This is a genomic window from Pseudomonas morbosilactucae (assembly GCF_023241715.1).
Classification (GTDB): domain Bacteria; phylum Pseudomonadota; class Gammaproteobacteria; order Pseudomonadales; family Pseudomonadaceae; genus Aquipseudomonas; species Aquipseudomonas morbosilactucae.
The window spans coordinates 131,204-148,935 of the sequence record NZ_JALQCW010000013.1; the positions used below are offsets into that span (position 1 = coordinate 131,204).

The following is a 17,732-nucleotide window of genomic DNA, read 5'->3' on the forward strand; positions in this document are numbered from 1 at the left end:
CGTTCTGTTGCGCCGAAGCTCGCATTAACAAAATCGAGAAAATTTCGGTGCACGAACAAAGCCCAACCGCTATAAAAGCCCCTTCGCGCACAAGGACCTACGCCGCCATGAAATTCGACAACGCCTACTGCATCAGCCTCGACGACAAGCTGTCGATCTATGACGTGCGCGATCTGAATTTCGATGAAACCCAGGGCTTCGACTCGGCCAAGGAGCGCTTTCAGTGCCCCAATGATCAATGCCGTGCGGCCTTTGATGCGGAAAACGGGCTGGGCACCTTCAATGCCAAGAACGTCAATTATCGCCGCACCCCGCACTTCAAGAACCTTCCCGGCACCCGGCATGTGGACGGCTGCCCCTATGGCACTCGCCACGCCCTGATTGAAGGCCTGGAAGGCGCGGAGGCCGAGGATAACCGGGAGGAACACTTCCCTTCCGAGTTGTTGCTGGCTCGACGTGAATATGTGCGCAAGCCGAGCAGCCCGGTGCCGGCCGTCGATACTCCGACCCTCCAACCGCAGTCGTCCTCCTTCAACGCAAGCGCGGCGCCCACCAGCGATCGGGCGCCGGACAAAACCAGCGTCTTTGCCCATCCGGTGGAATGCTTCGTGTCGAACATCGACGACAAAGACTTGCTCAAGCGCATGCCACTGAAGATTGGCGAGCACAGTGCGTCCTACGCCACCTTCTTCAAGAAGATCGAGTACCTGCAGGACAACAAGGGGCTGATCTACTGGGGCAAGATCAAGGAAATCAAGGACTACACCCAGAGCTTTCGCATCGACTTCGAGCAAAAGGTCTGGTTCAAGGCCGCGGACGACGCCAAAAAGAAGCCCTATTCGGTCAATGTCTACCTGAGCAAGAAGCTCATCGAGGGCTACCGCAAGCGCAAGGCGTTTCTTGAGGAGATCAAGCATGCCATCGACAGCGAACAGGATTTGTACTGCTTCTTCTATGGGGTCACGCCGGAGTTGAAGCAGGTGCCCAGCAAGAAGAACCCCGAGCAGACTTTCGGCGTGTTCAGCGCCAATATCGAGAACCTCGACCACTTCATCGTCCGTGAAGCACCGGCACTGAACACCCAATAAACGTCAGTCCTCAGGCAACTGCAACGCCACTGCCCCCGGGTGCTGGCGGACCAACGCGTACGGCAGTACCGACCAGTCCGCACCGTCGCACGAGCGCTGCACGCGGGCAAAGTAGGAGCCCAGGTACAAGCCCTTGGGCGTGAAGTACCACGAGGAATAGCCCCAGACACTCTCATCGGTAAAGTTGCAGCTGTCTTCATCATCAGCGGCCGGCGTTTGCATCTGCTCGGGGTACAGCTCGCGCCAACGGGCGATCAGCCAAGGTACCAGGACTTTGCTCCGATACTCGTAGCTGGCGTGGCTCTGCTCCTCAGTCGAAGGCGGGTCGCCCGGGTTATTGCGATCCGCGTGCAGCGTTGGCCGCCCCTCACCCACCCAGAGCACATCGCTCAGGAACAACTGCTCGCCACTGCGCACATCGATGTTCAGCGGTGAATCGCCAAAGTCCGGATGGGCACCGCCGCAGAAATAGCTGGTGGTGATGTTCAGGCTGATCACCCCCGCCGACATGAACTGCGGTTTCACCGTTTGAAAATACTCCCCCAAACCCAGACGGCTGGCCCTCAGCATGCACCCGTGGAAACTGGCCACTTCGTACCAGAACCGTCCCAGCAGTTGCTGATTGATGCGCTGTTGTTCGGCGGGCGTATAACCCGAGACGAGGGTGAACATCGACAGTTTGGAGCCCGGCTCGGTCCACCATTGCAGGGTGCGCCCCATGAAACGCTCTTGCTTGCCCTGCTTGAGGACCAGGCCCTGCAACCGCAGGTACTCATAGACATCCCCCCGATACAGCTGCGCCAGGTACTCCGGGGCATCCGCCTTGGGTGCTTCGGCCTGGGCCGCGACCAATTCAACCGGAAGGGTCTTGCCCTTGGCGCTGCGCCATTGGCCCTGCCAGCCATCGGCAGTCTTTTGCAGGGTCAGGCGGGGCCGCGGCGAGTTATCGCCATAGGGGTTCTGGCCCTCGTCGAGGCTGAGGGCCTGGCCTTCGAGGCGGCCGCTCAACCCCAAATCGCGGCGGTACTTCTGATAGAAATAACGACCTGTCAGCTCACCCGGATCCCGGTGGTCCAACTCCAGCACAATCGGCATCTTGCCCAGGGTTCCGGTGAACACCTGCAGGGCTTCATCAGCCTGGCTCGACGGCAGCAACAGCATCAGCAAAACCAACAACGGCACCCGACGGGCCAATCCTTTGAGCATGAACAGTTCCTTGATTGAAGAGGCCTGGCGGGCATCGCCGTGGCGAAAGCGCGACCGGATTATGGCGAGGTTGGCCGGCAGAATCGAGCGCGGCGCTGAGCAGATCCGGCTCGCTCAGGTGATCCACATGCTCAACATCACCAGCACCACCAGGCTGATGTACACCCGTGCGTGCAACCGGTCTGCAAGGACGCCGATCCAGCGCGACGCCAAGCGAATACCCAGCAGTGAACCCAAGGTCAGCACGCCAAACGCCAGCAGATCCACATAACCGATAAACCAGGGGCCCAACTCGACAGGGCTGAACCCGGCCAGGGCCATGTAGGTCAGGGTGCCGGCCAGAGCCACCGGGACACTCAGCGGATTGGCCATGGAGGTGGCCTGGGTCATGCTCAACCCGCATCGACGCAATAAAGGCACGGTCATCACACTGCCGCCCACGCCAAGGAAGGTGGCAACGGTGCCGATGAGCAATCCGCCGCCCAGGGTCTGGGCCATGCCCAAACGTCGTGGCGACTGGCCGTGCAGCGGTTCGAGAAAGCCGCGACGCAGTAGGCAGTCGGCAATGGTCAGGCCGAGGTAGGCGATAAAGGCGTAACGGATGACTTCTCCGCTGACCCAAACGGCCGCCATCGCACCCAACACCGAACCCACGCCGATGTAACCCGCCAAGGGCCACACGTAATGCCGGATCAAATGGCCCGCCCGCTGATGCCTCAAGGTCGCGACCAGGGCATTGACGATCATCACGCAGGTGGAGGTGGCGACCGCGATATGCATCGCCGACTGGCCAATGGCGCTGTCTGCCCCGTAGACGGCCGACAGCATGTGATAAAGCAGCGGCACCACCACAAAACCGCCACCAAAACCGAAGAGCACCGCGGTAACACCAGTCATGCAGCCAAAAAGCATCAACAGTAGATAGAACATCACGCAGCATCCATTACAGGGGAACCCGGACAATAGCCAGCGCGCCCCTGGCCGGCTTTAGCAGATAAGCCAATAATGTTCGCGTTCACGCCAATGGCAAGGGGCTCGCGGCCATGCGCAATACCTCAATCAACCTGCTCGACCAGACACCGCGCCCGGTGGTCGCCATCGGCACGGATTACCCCGACGGCCACCTGCTGCCTCGCCATCAACATCGCCGCGGACAATTGCTGTATGGGGCCACCGGGGTCATGCAGGTGAGTACCGAGGCGGGCAATTGGGTGGTGCCGCCCCAGCGCGCCGTGTGGATCGCACCTCAGGTGCCTCATGCGGTGCTGATGCTGGGCGTGAGCACCCGCAGCCTGTACATCGAACCGGACGCCGTGCCGTTTAATGAGGCCCCGTGTCGAGTCCTCAATGTCTCGCCGCTGATGCGCCAACTGTTGCTGGAAGCGGTGGACATCCCCCTTGAGTATGAAACCCACGGGCGTGACGGCGTGCTGATCAGCCTGTTGCTGCATGAGTTGGGGCGCAGCACCCCGCTGCCACTGCACATTCCCCTGCCAGCCGAACCCCGCCTGCTCGCCCTGTGCCAAGCTTTCCTGCAGCAGCCGGATATTCATCAATCGCCGCAGCAGTGGGCGCAGCAGCTACACGCCAGCCTGCGCACCTTCAACCGATGGTTTCGTCAGCAGACCGGCATGAGTTTCGTGCAGTGGCGCCAACGTGCCTGTGTGGTCCTGGCCCTGGCACGCCTGGCGGCGGGCGAAGCGGTGACGCGGATCGCTATGGATTTCGGCTACGACAGCCCGGCGGCGTTTTCGACGATGTTCCGCCGGGTACTGGGGCAGGCGCCCACGGCCTACTTGCACAGCGCGGCCTGATCCTCGGGAAAGAACTTGTCACCAAAGGGTCGATAGAAACCGCAAAAATGAGTTTGATCAGCGGTCAAAACAACTGTACAAATAAACAGTGTTTTATTGACTCTGCCTTTGATCCTCCCGGAGGAAACTATGGCCTCGCTCGCGATGAAAATCACCCTGGAACGTATCGCCCTGTTTCAATTCACCCCGACGCACTGTGCCCAGGCCCGCCAGTTGCTGGGTTGGGACATGGATCAGCTGTGCCAAAAATCCACCGTCTCTGTGCAAGCCATCCAACGCTTCGAAGCCGGCTTTGAGGTACGCGATGTCACTCGCCTGGCCCTGGCCTTCTGCTTCGAAGCGGAAGGCCTGGTGTTCTTCCCCGGTTTCGAGCCTGGGCGCGGCATGAACGTGCGAGGTGCAACCCCCAACCCGATGGAGCGCGCGGATTACGCCCTGATCGAATGATCCAGAGCGCTCATTACCGGCTCCAACCAGTGCTGCACCGAGTGATCGGCGGCAACCAGCCGGGCAAGCTGGCAATTGAGTTCCTTGATCCAGGTTCCATGGCGGCGCCGGCTGCGGGTGCCATGACCGCCACCATCGTAAACAGCCACCCAGGCCTGGAAAGTCTGGGTGGCAAGGTGGGATTCCCCCCCGATGAAAATCTGCTCACTGCAGGGAAAGCTCACAGGGCGGCAACGCAACACCGGGGGTTCAGGAGGACTGGGTTTCCAGAGACGTGGTTTGTGCCTCGCCCTCCACGCTCAGCCACCAGGTGCTGCCGCGCTGGGGTTGCGACAGGCTGAAGGCTTGGCCCATCTGCGGCGTGGTGATGGCGATGCTGCGTTCCCAGGCCAAGGCCAGGATACGGTCAAAGGGTTCGTACCAGGCATGCATCGACAAATCGAAAGTGCCGTTGTGGATCGGCAGCAACCAGCGGCCCTTGAGGTCGATATGGGCCTGCAGGGTCTGCTCTGGCTGCATATGCACGTGGGGCCACTCGACGTTGTAGGCACCGGTTTCCATCAGGGTCAGATCAAACGGGCCGTATTGCTGGCCGATGCGTTTGAAGCCATCGAAGTACCCGGTATCCCCACTGAAAAAGATCCGCACAGGGCCGTCGATCATCACCCACGACGCCCACAAGGTGCTGTTGCCATCGAACAAACCACGCCCGGAAAAGTGCTGCGCTGGCGTCGCAATAAACCGGATGCCGTCGACCTCCGTGCCCTGCCACCAATCCAGTTGCCGGACCTTTTCCGCGGGGACGCCCCACTTGATCAAGGTCTCGCCCACGCCCAGGGGCGTGAGGAAGTGTCGGGCCTTTTCCGCCAGATGCAGCACAGTGCGACGGTCCAAATGGTCGTAGTGGTTGTGGGACAAAATCACCGCCTCGATGGCCGGCAGCTCTTCCAGGCTGATGGGCGGTTGGTGAAACCGTTTGGGGCCGGCCCACTGAACGGGCGAGGCGCGCTCCGCGAACACCGGGTCGGTGACCCAGAATTTGCCGCGCATCTTCAGCAGCACCGTCGAATGCCCAAGACGGAAGACACTGTGATCCGGCGCCGCCGACAATTGCTCGCGAGTCAAAGGCTGCACCGGGATCGCCCCCGCGGGGCGCGTGTTGCGCGGCTTGTGGAAAATCATGTTCCAGAAGATGCGCAGGGTTTTGCCGAAACCTGCATGTTGAACGGGGGCGTGGTTGCGATAGGCGCCTTGTTCCTGGCGCGAGGTTTCAAGGCGAGCGGCGCCGTCGGCGTTGGGCGAGATAGTGGCCATGACTGAAGTGACTCCAAGGAACTCAACACGGTTCCGGCAATTCTCTGCGGGACGGTCCAGACCAACGCACGCAAGCATCAGTTGACTGTCATTGTTTGGATTTGAAGAGCGGATCAAGAACTACACTGCACAGTGTAGTTTCTACATTGCATGAAGCAGAAGACTAAGTAAACTGCCGATTGCAGTGCCCCTTCAGCCAACTCGAACCTCACTTATGACAGCTCCAAAGCGCCTCACCGACCGTAAACGCGAAGCCATCATCCAGGCGGCGATCAACGAATTCCGCGCCAGCGGTTTCGAGATCACCAGCATGGATAAGATCGCCGCCACCGCCGGTGTCTCCAAGCGCACGGTGTACAACCACTTCCCCAGCAAAGAGGAACTGTTCGCCGAAATCCTGCATAAGTTGTGGGCCAACATCTGTGCCCAGCCCGACGTCCAGTACCGCAGCGACCTGCCGCTGCGCGAGCAATTGCACACACTGCTCCAGGCCAAACTGCGCATGCTGGGGGACGATAACTTTCTGGACCTGGCACGAGTCGCCATCGCCGCCACCATCCACTCCCCTGAACGCGCGCAGAACATGGTGGCGCGCCTGAGCCAGCGCGAAGAAGGACTGAGCATCTGGATTCGCGCAGCCGTGGCCGATGGCCGTCTCAAACCGGTGGATGCAGAGTTTGCCTCCCACCAACTCCAGGGCCTGATCAAGACATTCGCATTCTGGCCACAGATCAGCATGGGGCAACCTACACTGCCGCTCGCTGAACAAACCCAGGTCATCGAGTCGGCCCTGGACATGTTTCTGTCCCACTATCAGGTTTGATTTCCCGCCCGATCCGTCTCTTCAGGAAGCCTCTTCCCTAGCCCTTAACGGCCCCTCTCAACGCTCTGAAACGACCTCGCAGCGCCCCTCCCACTGTTAAATGGCTTCGAAGGACACTGATTATTCTTCTTGGAATAAATGACAATATTCACCAGACTTATCCGATCAACGGCTATAGCGCATAAAACACCACAAGGTGTTTCAGAAGCAGATCTGGTGCATGACATTATGGAAATTCAACAAGGCAAAGGGTTGTCATTTGCCAGGCGCATCTATCGCCCAAGGACCATTGGCTTGGGCATCGGTGGCATCAGTGTCTTCGCCGCGCTCTATCCCATTGCCCTGCCCAGCTGGATCTGGGCCCTGCTGCTGTTCAACGGCCTGATCTGGCCACACCTAGCTTACCAACTGTCGATCCGTTCGCGCTCGCCCTACCAGGCTGAACGGCGCAACCTGCTGTATGACTCGCTCTGCGGCGGTTTCTGGGCCGCGGCCTTTCAGTTCAATCCGCTGCCGGCGGTGACCATCCTATCGATGATGTCGATGAACAATGTCGCCGCTGGTGGACAACGCCTGCTGATTCATGGCGCCGTTGCCCAGGTGACTGGCGTCCTGGCGGCCTGGGCGCTGCTGGGCATGCACTTCAGCACCCAAATCAGCCAAATCCAGATCTACGCCTGCCTGCCGATGTTGACCCTCTACCCCCTGGCACTGGGCATGGTCTGCTATCGGCTGGCGATGAAACTGTCCGAACACAAGCGCACCTTGAGTACCCTGAGTCGCACCGACAGCCTCACCGGCCTGCTCAACCACGGTTCCTGGAAAGACCTGCTGCAGATTAAATTCCTCAAGTGCCTGGAGCATAAGGCCCAGGCCAGCATCGCCCTGATCGACGTCGATCACTTCAAGCTGATCAACGACAGCTACGGCCACATCATCGGCGATGCGGTATTGCGCCAGTTGAGTGGCGAGTTGCGGCGCAACTTGCGCCAGGATGACCAGGCCGGCCGTTACGGTGGCGACGAATTTTGCGTGATCCTGCCCGGCCTGCACCCGCAGCAGGCAGTGGAGGTGATGGAGCGCTTGCGTGAAGCCTTCAGCCATTACCGACACCCGGACGTTCCCGAGTTGCGCGTCAGCCTGAGCATCGGCCTGGCAGCCTTTCAGCAGGGTTTCAATGACACCGCCGACTGGCTCAACGAGGCCGACAAAGCCTTGTACCAGGCAAAAAACACCGGGCGCAATAAAATCACCAGCGCCGCAATGCCCCCTGAGCCCGCCTTTGCCTGAGCCGCTGCCCGGCCAAAAACTTATACAAAATCTGGATAAATGCAGTTTTTGTACAAGTTTATTTAGATTTGTACGGTGTTAGCCATCATAATGCCGCCACTGCTCCCCCCTCCTGGAAGAGCGGCATCGCCCCATAGAATGAACCGCCGACCCACCCCAATTTGAATTGATTTGTAGACATGACGCCCTTCCTCCAACGACACCTCAAGGCTCAGCCCGGGTGCCGTGAAGGCTGAAATACCCGCTACCAGTTCAGTGTCAGTCATGGAGCGCTGGCACCCAGCAGACCCTGCCCAAGACCCTCGGGATCTTTTGGCATACAGGCGCACTCAATAGGGACCCACTCGACGCTTCCCACCGAGCACCAGCCACCATGCTATTCAACCGCCACAACAAGACCATCGAAACCCTGCAGCACACCGTTGCCCAACAGGCTGGCCTGCTCGAAGCCCTCGAACGCTCCATGGCCGTCGTCGAGTTCGATCTACAGGGCCGAGTGCTGCGCGCCAATGACAACTTCCTCAAGACCATGGGCTACCGCGCCGAACAGGTGCTGGGCCAATCCCACCAGCAGTTTTGCAGCACCGAGTTCGTGCGCAGCAATGGGTACCGCCAGCTCTGGACGCGCCTGCAAAACGGCCAGTTCGAATCGGGCACCTACGAACGGCTCAACGGCAGCGGGCAACCAATCTGGCTGGAGGCGACCTACAACCCGATCAAGGACGCGACGGGCAAGGTCATCAAGGTGGTCAAATACGCCCTGGATGTCACCGCCAAGGTGCAACAGGAAACGGAAGCCAAGGCCAAGCTGCAAGCCATCGACCGCGCCATGGCGGTGATCGAGTTCAACCTCGACGGCAGCATCATCAGCGCCAACCAGAACTTCCTCAATCGCATGGGCTACACCCTGGCCGAACTGCAAGGCAAACATCACCGGATATTCTGCAAGCCAGAGCTGGCCAACAGCAGCGCCTACCAGGATTTCTGGCGCCGGCTCAATCAGGGCGAGCTGTTCAACGGCCAGTTCGAGCGTGTCGACAAACAGGGCCGCACCCTGTGGCTGGAAGCCAACTACAACCCGGTGTATGACGCCGCTGGGCGCCTGATCAAAGTGGTGAAGTTCGCCTCGGATGTCACCCAACGAGTGGAACAGCACGAGCAGGACGCCCGCAGCGCCAGCCAGGCCTACCACATCTCCATGGAGACGCGGAAAGTGGCCGAACAAGGCACCGAGGTGATCCAGCAAGCGGCCAGCGAAATGCGCCACATTGCCAGCAATATCGAAGACTCCTCGGCCTTGATCGCCAAACTCGGTGACCGCTCCGAACAGATCACCGCGATCGTCAACACCATCCGTTCCATCGCCGACCAGACCAACCTCCTGGCCCTCAATGCCGCCATCGAGGCCGCCCGCGCCGGCGAGCAAGGCCGGGGCTTTGCCGTGGTAGCCGATGAAGTCCGGCAACTGGCGGCCCGCACCAGCGGTTCGACGGCGGAAATTTCCGAGATGATCGAGAAGATCCAGAACGAAACCCAGCAAGCGATCAAAAGCATGGACGGCACCCGCGACCGGGCGGCCAAAGGCGTGGGCCTGGCCGATCAGGCCGGTACCGTGATCCTGCAGATACGCGAAGGCACCGGCCACGCCGTCCAGGCGGTGAGCATGTTCGCCAGCGAACGCGGCGCACTCTGAGCCAGGGGATGCCGACGCGGGTTAACGCGTCGGCGGCACGGGGTGGCGCTATAGTTGCGCGATCGTCTGCCCGGTAGAAAATCCCCATGACCACCAAACGCCCTGAAGAAACCCCAGCCCCAGCTGTCGACCACCTGCGCTTCCATCGCCGCCACGCCCACCTGGCCCCCACCTTCGGCACCGACGCCTTCGCTTTGAGGGCCGAAGCCTTCGCCCGCTTCTTTGGCACGCCGACCTTTCTCGGGGCCCAGACCCTGATCGTACTGGTCTGGATCGGCCTCAACCTCAGCGGCGTCACCACTTTCGACGTCTACCCCTTTATCCTCCTCAACCTGGCGTTCAGCCTGCAGGCAGCCTACGCGGCACCGCTGATTTTGCTGGCACAGACCCGCCAGGCCGCCCGTGACAAAGCCCAGGCCGATGCCGATGCGCAACACCGCGAAGCCCTGGCCGTGGCCAACAGCGAGCGGCAGGCCCAAGCCGCCCACAGCAGCGCGCAATTACTGGAGCTGCTGGAGCAAAACACCCGCCTCACCGAAATGACCAAGCAACTGACCGAACGCATCGAAAACCTGACCAGCGAGATGCATCAGCACTTTGTCCGCAAGGAACCGCCCCAGGCTTGAGGGTCAAGGCAGGCGAACGTGGCGCGCCAGTTCGTCGAACAGGGCCACCACCGAGCGCAGCGCCCGACAGTCCGGGCGGGTCAACAGCCACAGCCCGGTGTCATGGCCCAAGGGTTCGCTCAGCGGCTCCAGCCCACCGCCGATAAGGAAGTCCGGCAGCGCAGCCACCCCCAAGCCCGCACGCACCAACTCGGTCACCGACTGCATGCTGTTGCAGCGGTAGCTGGGGCGCACACCCGGCCATTGACTGCGGCGCCAGGTCACCGTGGGGTGATCGGGCAGAAAATCGTCCGGGGCAATCCAGGCCACGCGAGACAGATCAGTGCAGTCGACCCGTTGCCGATAGGCAGCACTGGCACACACTCGATAAGCCACGGTTCCGAGGCGCCGGCCCACCAAGTGCTCCGGTGGCGCGGCAGTCAGGCGCAGGGCGATATCGGCGTCGCGACGGCTGAGGTTGGCAAAGTCGTTGGAGGTGCACAGCTCCACGGTCAACGCCGGGTAGCCGGGCATGAACTGCGCCAGGGCCGGCAGCAGCAACCCTTGCAACACCGAATCGGTGCAGGTCAGGCGCACGGTGCCACTGATGATTTCCCCGCCCTGGTCCACACCGATCCGCGCCGCTTCCAGGGCTTGTTCGGCGCGCTCGGCCTGTTGCGCCAGAGTCTGCGCCAGGCTGGTGGGCAGGTAGCCCGCCCGGCTCTTATCGAACAGTTGCTGGCCCAGGGCGGCCTCCAGACGGCGTACCGCGCGAAACACCGTGGACACATCGACCCTGAGCAGCGCCGCGGCACGGGCCAGTGACCCGCCGCGCACCAGGGCAAGAATCAGGACGAGGTCGGGGTAGTCAAGCTGATAGTGCGTGGCTGCATTGATCAATTGGATAAACGCCAATATTGATTGCGTGGGCGCCAATTTATAGTGGCCACCAGGAATCAACAAGCCATCGTCCCCCAGGGAGCCTCCATGCACGCCAACCGACCCCAGCCCCACGTTCGCATCGCCCTGATTGGCGACTACGACCCGCAGATCACCGCCCATCAAGCCATTCCCCAAGCCCTGGAGATGGCCGCGGCCGCCACCGAGGTCGAGCTGACCTACCAATGGCTGGGCACCGATACCCTGAATGCGGACGCTCAGTTGGAGGGCTTCGATGGCATCTGGTGTGTGCCCGGCAGCCCTTATCGCCACCTTGATGGCGCGCTACTGGCAATCCGCGTGGCCCGGGAGCAACAACGGCCCTTCCTCGGCACCTGCGGCGGCTTTCAACATGGGGTGCTGGAATACGCGCGCCATGTCCTGGGCTGGGCGGACGCCGAGCACGGTGAACTGCACCCGGAGGCGCAACGGGCCCTGCTCACGCCCTTGAGCTGCTCACTGGTGGAAGCCGTCGACAGCATTCGTCTGCAGCACGGCAGCCGCATCGCCGAGGCCTATCAAAGCCTGGAGATCATCGAGGGTTATCGCTGTCGTTACGGGGTCAATCCGCAGTTCGCCGACGTGCTGCTGAGCGGTGCGCTGGTCGCCACCGGGCACGACACAGCGGGCGACCTGCGAGCGGTCGAGCTCAAGGGCCATCGGTTTTTTGTCGCGACCCTGTTTCAGCCCGAACGCGCAGCCTTGGCCGGCAAGGTACCGCCCCTGGTGCGCGCCCTGCTCAACGCTTGCAAGGAGCCACACTGATGATCGGCAGCACACCCGCCCCCCCTTATTACGCAGTGATCTTCAGCTCACAACGCAGCGCCGCCGACCCGGACTACGATCAGGCCGCCCAGCGCATGGTCGAACTGGCCAGCCAGCAACCGGGGTTTCTCGGTGCGGAGTCCAGCCGCGATGAGCAAGGTTTTGGCATCACCGTGTCTTACTGGCGTGACGAAGCAGCGATCCTGGCCTGGAAGCACCATGCCGAACACAGCGTCATCCGCGAGCGCGGCCGTGCAGACTGGTACAGCCATTGCCACACCCGGGTGTGCAAAGTCGAACGGGCGTATCGCTTCGAACGCTAGAGTTGATCCAGGCGCTGACGCAGGTCGTCGGCCTGGGCGCTCACCGCGTCGCGCATCTCGTCCGGCATTTTGGCCAACTGCCGATACACCATCCCCAGCCGATGATTGCCTTCGAGCAACGGCTGGTGGCGGGCGAAAAAGTCCCAGTACAGCGCATTGAGCGGGCAGGCACGCTCACCGATGCGGACCTTTTTGTCGTAGTGACAGCCCCGGCAGTAATCGCTCATGCGGTCGATATAGGCCGCACTGGACACATAGGGTTTGGTCGCCAGCAGGCCACCGTCGGCAAACTGGCTCATGCCCAGGGTGTTGGGCAACTCGACCCATTCGAAGGCATCGATGTAGACCCCCAGGTACCACTGGTGCACCTCATAGGGATCAAGCCCGGCCAGCAGGGCAAAATTGCCGATGACCATCAGCCGCTGAATATGGTGCGCATAGGCCTGCTCCAACGACTGGCCGATGGCATGGGCCAAACACCGCATGCGGGTCTGGCCGGTCCAGAACCATGACGGCAGCGGCAGGTCATGGGCAAACACGTTGCTGCGTTCGTAACCGGGCATCTGCGCCCAATAGACCCCGCGCACATACTCGCGCCAACCGAGAATCTGTCGGATAAACCCCTCGACCGACGCCAAGGGTGCCAGGCCCTGGTGATAGGCGTCTTCGGCCCGCTGCACCACTTCCCGGGGGTTGAGCATCTTGGTGTTCAAGGCAAACGACAGCAACGAATGAAACAACCGCCAGGCCCGGCTGCTCATGGCGTCCTGGAACTCGCCAAAATGCTTCAGCTCGTGCTCGATAAACCCCTGCAACTGCTGCAGCGCTTCGTCGCGATTCAGCGGCCAGGCCAGTTGTTCGGCGGCTACGCTGCCAAAGCTCTTGACCCCTGCGGCCTGAATGCTCTGCCACAGCAGGGAATGGTCATGCCGCGGGCGACTGTCCGCTGATTCGAACGGCATCCCGGGCCACGCCTGGCGGTTGTCATGGTCGTAATTCCACTGGCCGCCCAGGGGCTTGCGCTCAGGGTCCAGCAGCACGCCTTCGACCACCCGCAGCGTGCGATAGAAGTGCTCCATCAACCAGTGCTCGCGCCCGGCGAAGATCAACTGCGCCTGCTCACGGGCGGTGTAGAAGTGCTCGCTGTCGACCATCGTCGAGGGGATGGCCAGGGCCTCGCAGTAACCCAGTAATTGCTGGTCCAGGCGCCATTCATCCGGGGCCTGGTACTCGAAGTGGCTGGCCCCGTGCCGCGCCAACAGGGCATCCAGGTTGCGGGTCAGGCACTGGGTGTTGTCCGGGTCGTCGATCTTCAGGTAACAGACGCGATGCCCGGCGGCCTCCAGGCTCGCGGCAAAGTCACGCATGGCGGCAAAGATCGCCAGGACCTTCTGCCCGTGATGCAGGACGTAATCGGTCTCCTGGCGCACCTCCATCAGCACGTGAATCGCCTCCGCGCACGGTTGGCGAAACCAGCTGTGCAGCGGGTTGAGTTGATCGCCGAGGATCAGTCGCAAAAGGGTCATGGCAGGCCGGAGGGTTGATACGCAAAGGTGCAGAATGCCACACGTGGCTGCAGGCCGGCAGCGACAATGCTGCCCAGCCCGCGCCCGTCCACCGGCCTGAGGATCAGCTGCGTGCGGTGGCCACCAGGCTGCGCACGGCACAGATCTCCGGTACGTCAGTGCGACGCATGTACACCCGCAGCGGCTCGGTGATGTGAATCCGATCGTCGATGTTCTGCTCCAGCAGCAACTGGATGAGCTCGCGCTTGAGGGTCATGGTCTGGTCGGTGGCCGGGGCCCAGACGAATTCGCTGGTGGGAATGATGGCGTCGTCGGCGACGTCCATGCCGAAGGAGTCTTCGCTGAAACGCACAATGTGCTTGCCGGTCTTGCGGTTGAACCCGACAAAACCCTGAAGCTGGTCGGCGGCCTGACAGATAAGTTCGGACGTAATGCGCATGGTAAACCTCACTCAAGGTCCCGCAGGACAGGTGGTCAATGGTTTACACGCTTGGCAGAGGGCACAGATGCTTATGGGGTTTCCCTCTGATGGGGAAACTGCAGGGGCCAAGACTACTGCAAAGCCGAGGAAAAAAACGCCCGAATAATTTTTTTGACACACAGCCATGGCGCTATGGCGATAGCGTAAGGCGTTGCCTATTGATAAAAGAGAACGCTCCCCCGGCCCCGAAAGGAACTCGAAGATGCCCGCGACCTTTTCCCTGAACGCCCTGCTGCTGAGCCTGCTGCTTGCCGCCAGCCAAACCCAGGCCGCCAGTGCGCCCGATCCCAAGGCCGTGGCCGCCAGCCATGGCATCGCCTACCCGGCGGTGATCGCCCACCGCGGCGCGTCCTACGATGCACCGGAATCCACTGCAGCGGCCTACAAACTGGCCCGAGACCTGGGGGCCGACTATTTGGAGCTGGACCTGCAACGCAGCAAGGATGGTGTGCTGCTGGCCCTGCATGACGACAACCTGCTGCGCACCAGCGACGTAGCCAGCAAGTTTCCCGAGCGCAAGAACAGCTCCGTCAGCGCCTTTACCCTGGCCGAACTGAAAACCCTCGACGCTGGCAGTTGGTTCAACCAGGCCTATCCACAACGCGCCCGCCCCAGTTATGTCGGCCTGCAGATCCTGACCCTGGATGAAGTGATCGATATCGCCCAGGGCAATCCGCAGCACAAACCCGGGCTGTATATCGAGACCAAGGGCCCCAGCCATTTCCCGGGCATCGAGCAAGACCTCAAGGCCAAGCTGCAGGAACGTGGCTGGCTGAACACCTCCGGCGTCCCTTCGGAAAAAGGCCAGCAGGCCATCGGCGAGGGCAAGGGCCGTGTGGTGTTGCAGACCTTCGACAAGCACAGTCTGGAACTGCTGCGCCAGGCCATGCCCAACGTGCCCGCCGTGTTGCTGCTGTGGGTGGCTGAAGGCAGCATCGAACCGCTGTCCAAGGTCAAGTTCGCCGACAGTGGCGAGCCTGACAAAGCCCACTATTACGCCAAGCAACAACCCAAGGACCGCGCCGCGTTCCAACAGTGGGTCGACTACGCCAAGGCCCAGGGCGCCGTCGGTACCGGCCCTTCCGTGGCCCTGCGCCAGGGTGGCGACCAGAGCTACGCGGACCTGGTGCAACCCTGGATGAATCAATACACCCACGAACAGGGCCTGCTGGTGCACGCCTACACCGTCGATGAGCCGGTGGACTTCAAGCAGGTGCTGGACGCCGGTGTCGACGGCATCTTCAGCAACCGCAGCGCGGAGTTGCTGACCTACCTCAAGCGCCCGCCCAGCCGCAGCGTGGCCCAAGTGCTTGACGCCAACGGCTACTGAGGATGGCCCTGCAACAGTGGCGCGGCCGGTTGTGGCTGGGGCCTGACTACGCCCTGCTGCAAGGCACCCTGGGGCCCACCGCGGCCCATGCCCACTACGCCCATCAAGTACTGATTGCGCCCGAGCAGCCGGTCACCCTCAGCCTCGATGGCGTGGTGCAAACCACCCACTGGCTGTTGATTGAAAGCTTGCGGAGGCATGCCATTGTCGAGGCCCCCGGCGAGGTATTGAGTGTCTACGCCGAACCACGGCTGCTGAATGGCGGCACCTTGCACAGGCATCTGCAGGGCGCCGAATGTTCGTTGCCGGGCCTGGAAGCGGCCCTGCGCCAATGCCCGCGCCAGCCCCTCAGTGACAGCCGGGTCAGCCTGGCACTGATGGCCCTGGATAACGCCCTGACAGACAAGGTCCCCGCGGCGACCCTGGCGGCCCGGGCCCACCTCTCCCTGAGCCAGCTGGAACGCCTGTTCGCCCGGGACGTGGGCCTGCCCGTGCGGCGCCTGGTGCTGTGGCGACGCCTGCGCCTGGCGATGGCCCTGGTACTGACCGGGCAGCGGGTCACCGAGGCCGCCCATGGCGCCGGGTTTGCCGACTCGGCGCACTTCTCCCGGACCCTCAAGAGCCTGTTCGGCGTCACGGCCGGGCAAGCCCTGCAAGGTCTTGAACTGCGCGTACTGGATTGACTCAGGAGCGCAGTGGCTTAGGCACCGGTGGCTCATCGCTCAACGTCACCGCCAGGAATGGATCACACAACTGCGCCCGGTAATCCCGTGGAAAGTCCGGGCGGCTGCCAATGCCCAGGTCGCCGTCGCGAATGGGGTACTCGGCACTGTGGAAGGCCGTGCCCAACAGCCAGTCCCAAAAAGTGAAGAACAAGGCGAAATTCACATCGCCGGCCTTGCCGTACTTCATGTGATGAAAGCGATGCACCGGGGCCCAGGCAAAGACCCAGCGCAAAGGCCCCAGGCGCATATCGACATTGGAATGCTGCAACAACAGCTGGACGGCAATGGCCCAGGCCAGCAACTCGGCCACCGATAGGGGAATGCCCAGCACCAGTAACGGCAAAAAGCCGGCGGACGCTTCCACGGCCTGGTGCAGGGGATGCTTCATCAAACCGTTGAACCCGTACAGCCGTTGCACGCTGTGGTGCACCGCGTGCAGGCGCCAGAGCCAGGGCAGCCGGTGACTGAAGTAATGGGCCAGGGTGATGCCACAATCGGCCACCACGATTGCCAGCAACAACTGCCCCCACAACGGCCATTGCCGGGGCCACAGGCCATCCACCGCCAGCAGGCTGACCATTACCGGCAACAGCAACAGGCCCAAGGCATTCAGGCTCTCATTGACCAAGGCGTGCAGCGCATCGCGCCGGCGATCCTGGCGAGCACGGTTCCAAGCGGGCTCATAAGGCAGCCACCACTCGGCCAGAAACGACACCCCGAGCGCCAGCGCGAACAGTGCCAGCAGCCACCCCGCCGATGCCCCGCGCTCGCCCACCCAACAAATTCCGGCGCCGATAAAACCGCCCCAGAACAACGGCCCGTACAGCACTTTGATGATCCACCGCATAACCGCCTCCATTGATTGAGGCGCCAGCTTGCCGCCCGGTGAATAAGCGGCGATTGAACAAACGGCGCAAAGCGTCCGCGTAATTAAGGGTGAATTAAGTTCGGCTGGTTAACCTGAGGCCACTTAAACAGCTCACCCAAGGAATCAAGACATGAAAAAGCTCACTGCCCTGTTCGCTGCCACTGCCCTGACCCTGACTGCCGGCCTGGCCCAAGCCGACGTTCGCCCGGACTTGATCCCTGGCCTGCTCAAAGCCGGCAGCATCATGGACCTGGAAAAACTCAACCAGGCCGCCCTGGCCCAGCACCCAGGCACCACCGCGACCAATATCACCGACACCGAGCTGGAGCAGACCGCTGCTGGCACCTACGTCTACCAAGTCGAACTGCGTGACACCAAAGGCGTGGAATGGGACGTGGACCTGGACGCCAAGACCGGCAAAGTCCTGAGCAACAAGCAAGACAAGTAACCCCCACACAAAAACGCCGCGCGACCCCAAGGTCGCGCGGCGTTTTT

Annotated in this window: 19 protein-coding genes; 12 read left to right on the forward strand and 7 right to left on the reverse strand. The window is 61.8% G+C overall.

Annotation, left to right across the window (positions count from 1 at the left end):
* The first annotated feature begins 107 nt into the window (after positions 1-107).
* Positions 108-1,088 (forward strand): hypothetical protein, encoded by a 981-nt coding sequence (locus M1B34_RS07685; protein ID WP_123328473.1) that lies wholly within the window; start codon positions 108-110, stop codon positions 1,086-1,088.
* Between the two features lie 3 nt (positions 1,089-1,091).
* Here the strand turns inward: M1B34_RS07685 and M1B34_RS07690 are convergent, their stop codons facing one another.
* Entirely contained in the window at positions 1,092-2,294 is a 1,203-nt protein-coding gene (locus M1B34_RS07690) for a hypothetical protein (RefSeq protein ID WP_268264785.1), read from the reverse strand.
* A gap of 114 nt (positions 2,295-2,408) precedes the next feature.
* Entirely contained in the window at positions 2,409-3,224 is an 816-nt protein-coding gene (locus M1B34_RS07695; protein ID WP_268264786.1) for a sulfite exporter TauE/SafE family protein, read from the reverse strand.
* 113 nt (positions 3,225-3,337) lie between these two features.
* Here M1B34_RS07695 and M1B34_RS07700 point away from each other — a divergent pair, with 113 nt between their 5' ends.
* Together M1B34_RS07700 and M1B34_RS07705 are read left to right on the forward strand one after the other, a co-directional pair.
* Complete coding sequence (locus M1B34_RS07700) at positions 3,338-4,108, forward strand: AraC family transcriptional regulator (protein WP_123328476.1); 771 nt, start codon at positions 3,338-3,340, stop codon at positions 4,106-4,108.
* A 129-nt stretch (positions 4,109-4,237) separates the two neighbouring features.
* Entirely contained in the window at positions 4,238-4,555 is a 318-nt protein-coding gene (locus M1B34_RS07705) for an XRE family transcriptional regulator (RefSeq protein WP_123328477.1), read from the forward strand.
* Between the two features lie 249 nt (positions 4,556-4,804).
* Here M1B34_RS07705 and M1B34_RS07710 read toward each other — a convergent pair whose 3' ends face one another.
* Complete coding sequence (locus M1B34_RS07710; RefSeq protein ID WP_123328479.1) at positions 4,805-5,869, reverse strand: MBL fold metallo-hydrolase; 1,065 nt, start codon at positions 5,867-5,869, stop codon at positions 4,805-4,807.
* Between the two features lie 214 nt (positions 5,870-6,083).
* Here M1B34_RS07710 and M1B34_RS07715 point away from each other — a divergent pair, with 214 nt between their 5' ends.
* The 4 genes from M1B34_RS07715 to M1B34_RS07730 all read left to right on the forward strand — a co-directional run bounded on the left by M1B34_RS07715 (position 6,084) and on the right by M1B34_RS07730 (position 10,301).
* Complete coding sequence (locus tag M1B34_RS07715; protein WP_123328480.1) at positions 6,084-6,692, forward strand: TetR/AcrR family transcriptional regulator; 609 nt, start codon at positions 6,084-6,086, stop codon at positions 6,690-6,692.
* Between the two features lie 228 nt (positions 6,693-6,920).
* On the forward strand, positions 6,921-7,982 hold the full coding sequence (locus M1B34_RS07720; RefSeq protein WP_123328809.1) for a diguanylate cyclase: 1,062 nt from the start codon (positions 6,921-6,923) through the stop codon (positions 7,980-7,982).
* Positions 7,983-8,355: 373 nt separating this feature from the next.
* Positions 8,356-9,675, forward strand: coding sequence for a methyl-accepting chemotaxis protein (locus M1B34_RS07725; protein WP_123328481.1), 1,320 nt, complete (start codon positions 8,356-8,358; stop codon positions 9,673-9,675).
* Positions 9,676-9,761: 86 nt separating this feature from the next.
* A complete protein-coding gene (locus tag M1B34_RS07730; protein WP_268261683.1) occupies positions 9,762-10,301 on the forward strand; it encodes a DUF1003 domain-containing protein in 540 nt (179 codons plus the stop codon).
* Between the two features lie 3 nt (positions 10,302-10,304).
* Here the strand turns inward: M1B34_RS07730 and M1B34_RS07735 are convergent, their stop codons facing one another.
* The gene (locus M1B34_RS07735) at positions 10,305-11,243 is read right to left on the reverse strand and encodes a LysR family transcriptional regulator (RefSeq protein ID WP_185039090.1); all 939 of its coding nucleotides are present in this window, start codon (positions 11,241-11,243) and stop codon (positions 10,305-10,307) included.
* Between the two features lie 24 nt (positions 11,244-11,267).
* Here M1B34_RS07735 and M1B34_RS07740 point away from each other — a divergent pair, with 24 nt between their 5' ends.
* Entirely contained in the window at positions 11,268-11,984 is a 717-nt protein-coding gene (locus M1B34_RS07740) for a CTP synthase C-terminal region-related (seleno)protein (RefSeq protein ID WP_268264787.1), read from the forward strand.
* Complete coding sequence (locus M1B34_RS07745; protein WP_268261685.1) at positions 11,984-12,307, forward strand: antibiotic biosynthesis monooxygenase family protein; 324 nt, start codon at positions 11,984-11,986, stop codon at positions 12,305-12,307. The genes M1B34_RS07740 and M1B34_RS07745 overlap by 1 nt, the downstream gene beginning before the upstream one ends.
* Here M1B34_RS07745 and M1B34_RS07750 read toward each other — a convergent pair.
* Positions 12,304-13,833, reverse strand: a complete 1,530-nt coding sequence (locus tag M1B34_RS07750) for a cryptochrome/photolyase family protein (protein ID WP_268264788.1) — start codon at positions 13,831-13,833, stop codon at positions 12,304-12,306. The two genes, M1B34_RS07745 and M1B34_RS07750, sit on opposite strands and share 4 nt — an antisense overlap.
* Before the next feature lie 103 nt (positions 13,834-13,936).
* On the reverse strand, positions 13,937-14,272 hold the full coding sequence (locus tag M1B34_RS07755) for a DUF2025 family protein (protein WP_123328486.1): 336 nt from the start codon (positions 14,270-14,272) through the stop codon (positions 13,937-13,939).
* A gap of 244 nt (positions 14,273-14,516) precedes the next feature.
* On the opposite strand from M1B34_RS07755, the gene M1B34_RS07760 reads away from it, so the two are divergent.
* Both M1B34_RS07760 and M1B34_RS07765 read left to right on the forward strand, forming a co-directional pair.
* Positions 14,517-15,644 carry a glycerophosphodiester phosphodiesterase gene (locus M1B34_RS07760; protein WP_268264789.1) on the forward strand — a complete coding sequence of 376 codons (1,128 nt, stop codon included), beginning with the start codon at positions 14,517-14,519 and terminating at the stop codon, positions 15,642-15,644.
* Between the two features lie 2 nt (positions 15,645-15,646).
* A complete protein-coding gene (locus M1B34_RS07765; RefSeq protein ID WP_268264790.1) occupies positions 15,647-16,327 on the forward strand; it encodes a helix-turn-helix domain-containing protein in 681 nt (226 codons plus the stop codon).
* Position 16,328: 1 nt separating this feature from the next.
* On the opposite strand, the gene M1B34_RS07770 is transcribed toward M1B34_RS07765, so the two are convergent.
* Positions 16,329-17,216 (reverse strand): sterol desaturase family protein, encoded by an 888-nt coding sequence (locus M1B34_RS07770; RefSeq protein WP_268264791.1) that lies wholly within the window; start codon positions 17,214-17,216, stop codon positions 16,329-16,331.
* 151 nt (positions 17,217-17,367) lie between these two features.
* On the opposite strand from M1B34_RS07770, the gene M1B34_RS07775 reads away from it, so the two are divergent.
* Entirely contained in the window at positions 17,368-17,685 is a 318-nt protein-coding gene (locus tag M1B34_RS07775; RefSeq protein WP_123328490.1) for a PepSY domain-containing protein, read from the forward strand.
* Positions 17,686-17,732 lie beyond the last annotated feature (47 nt).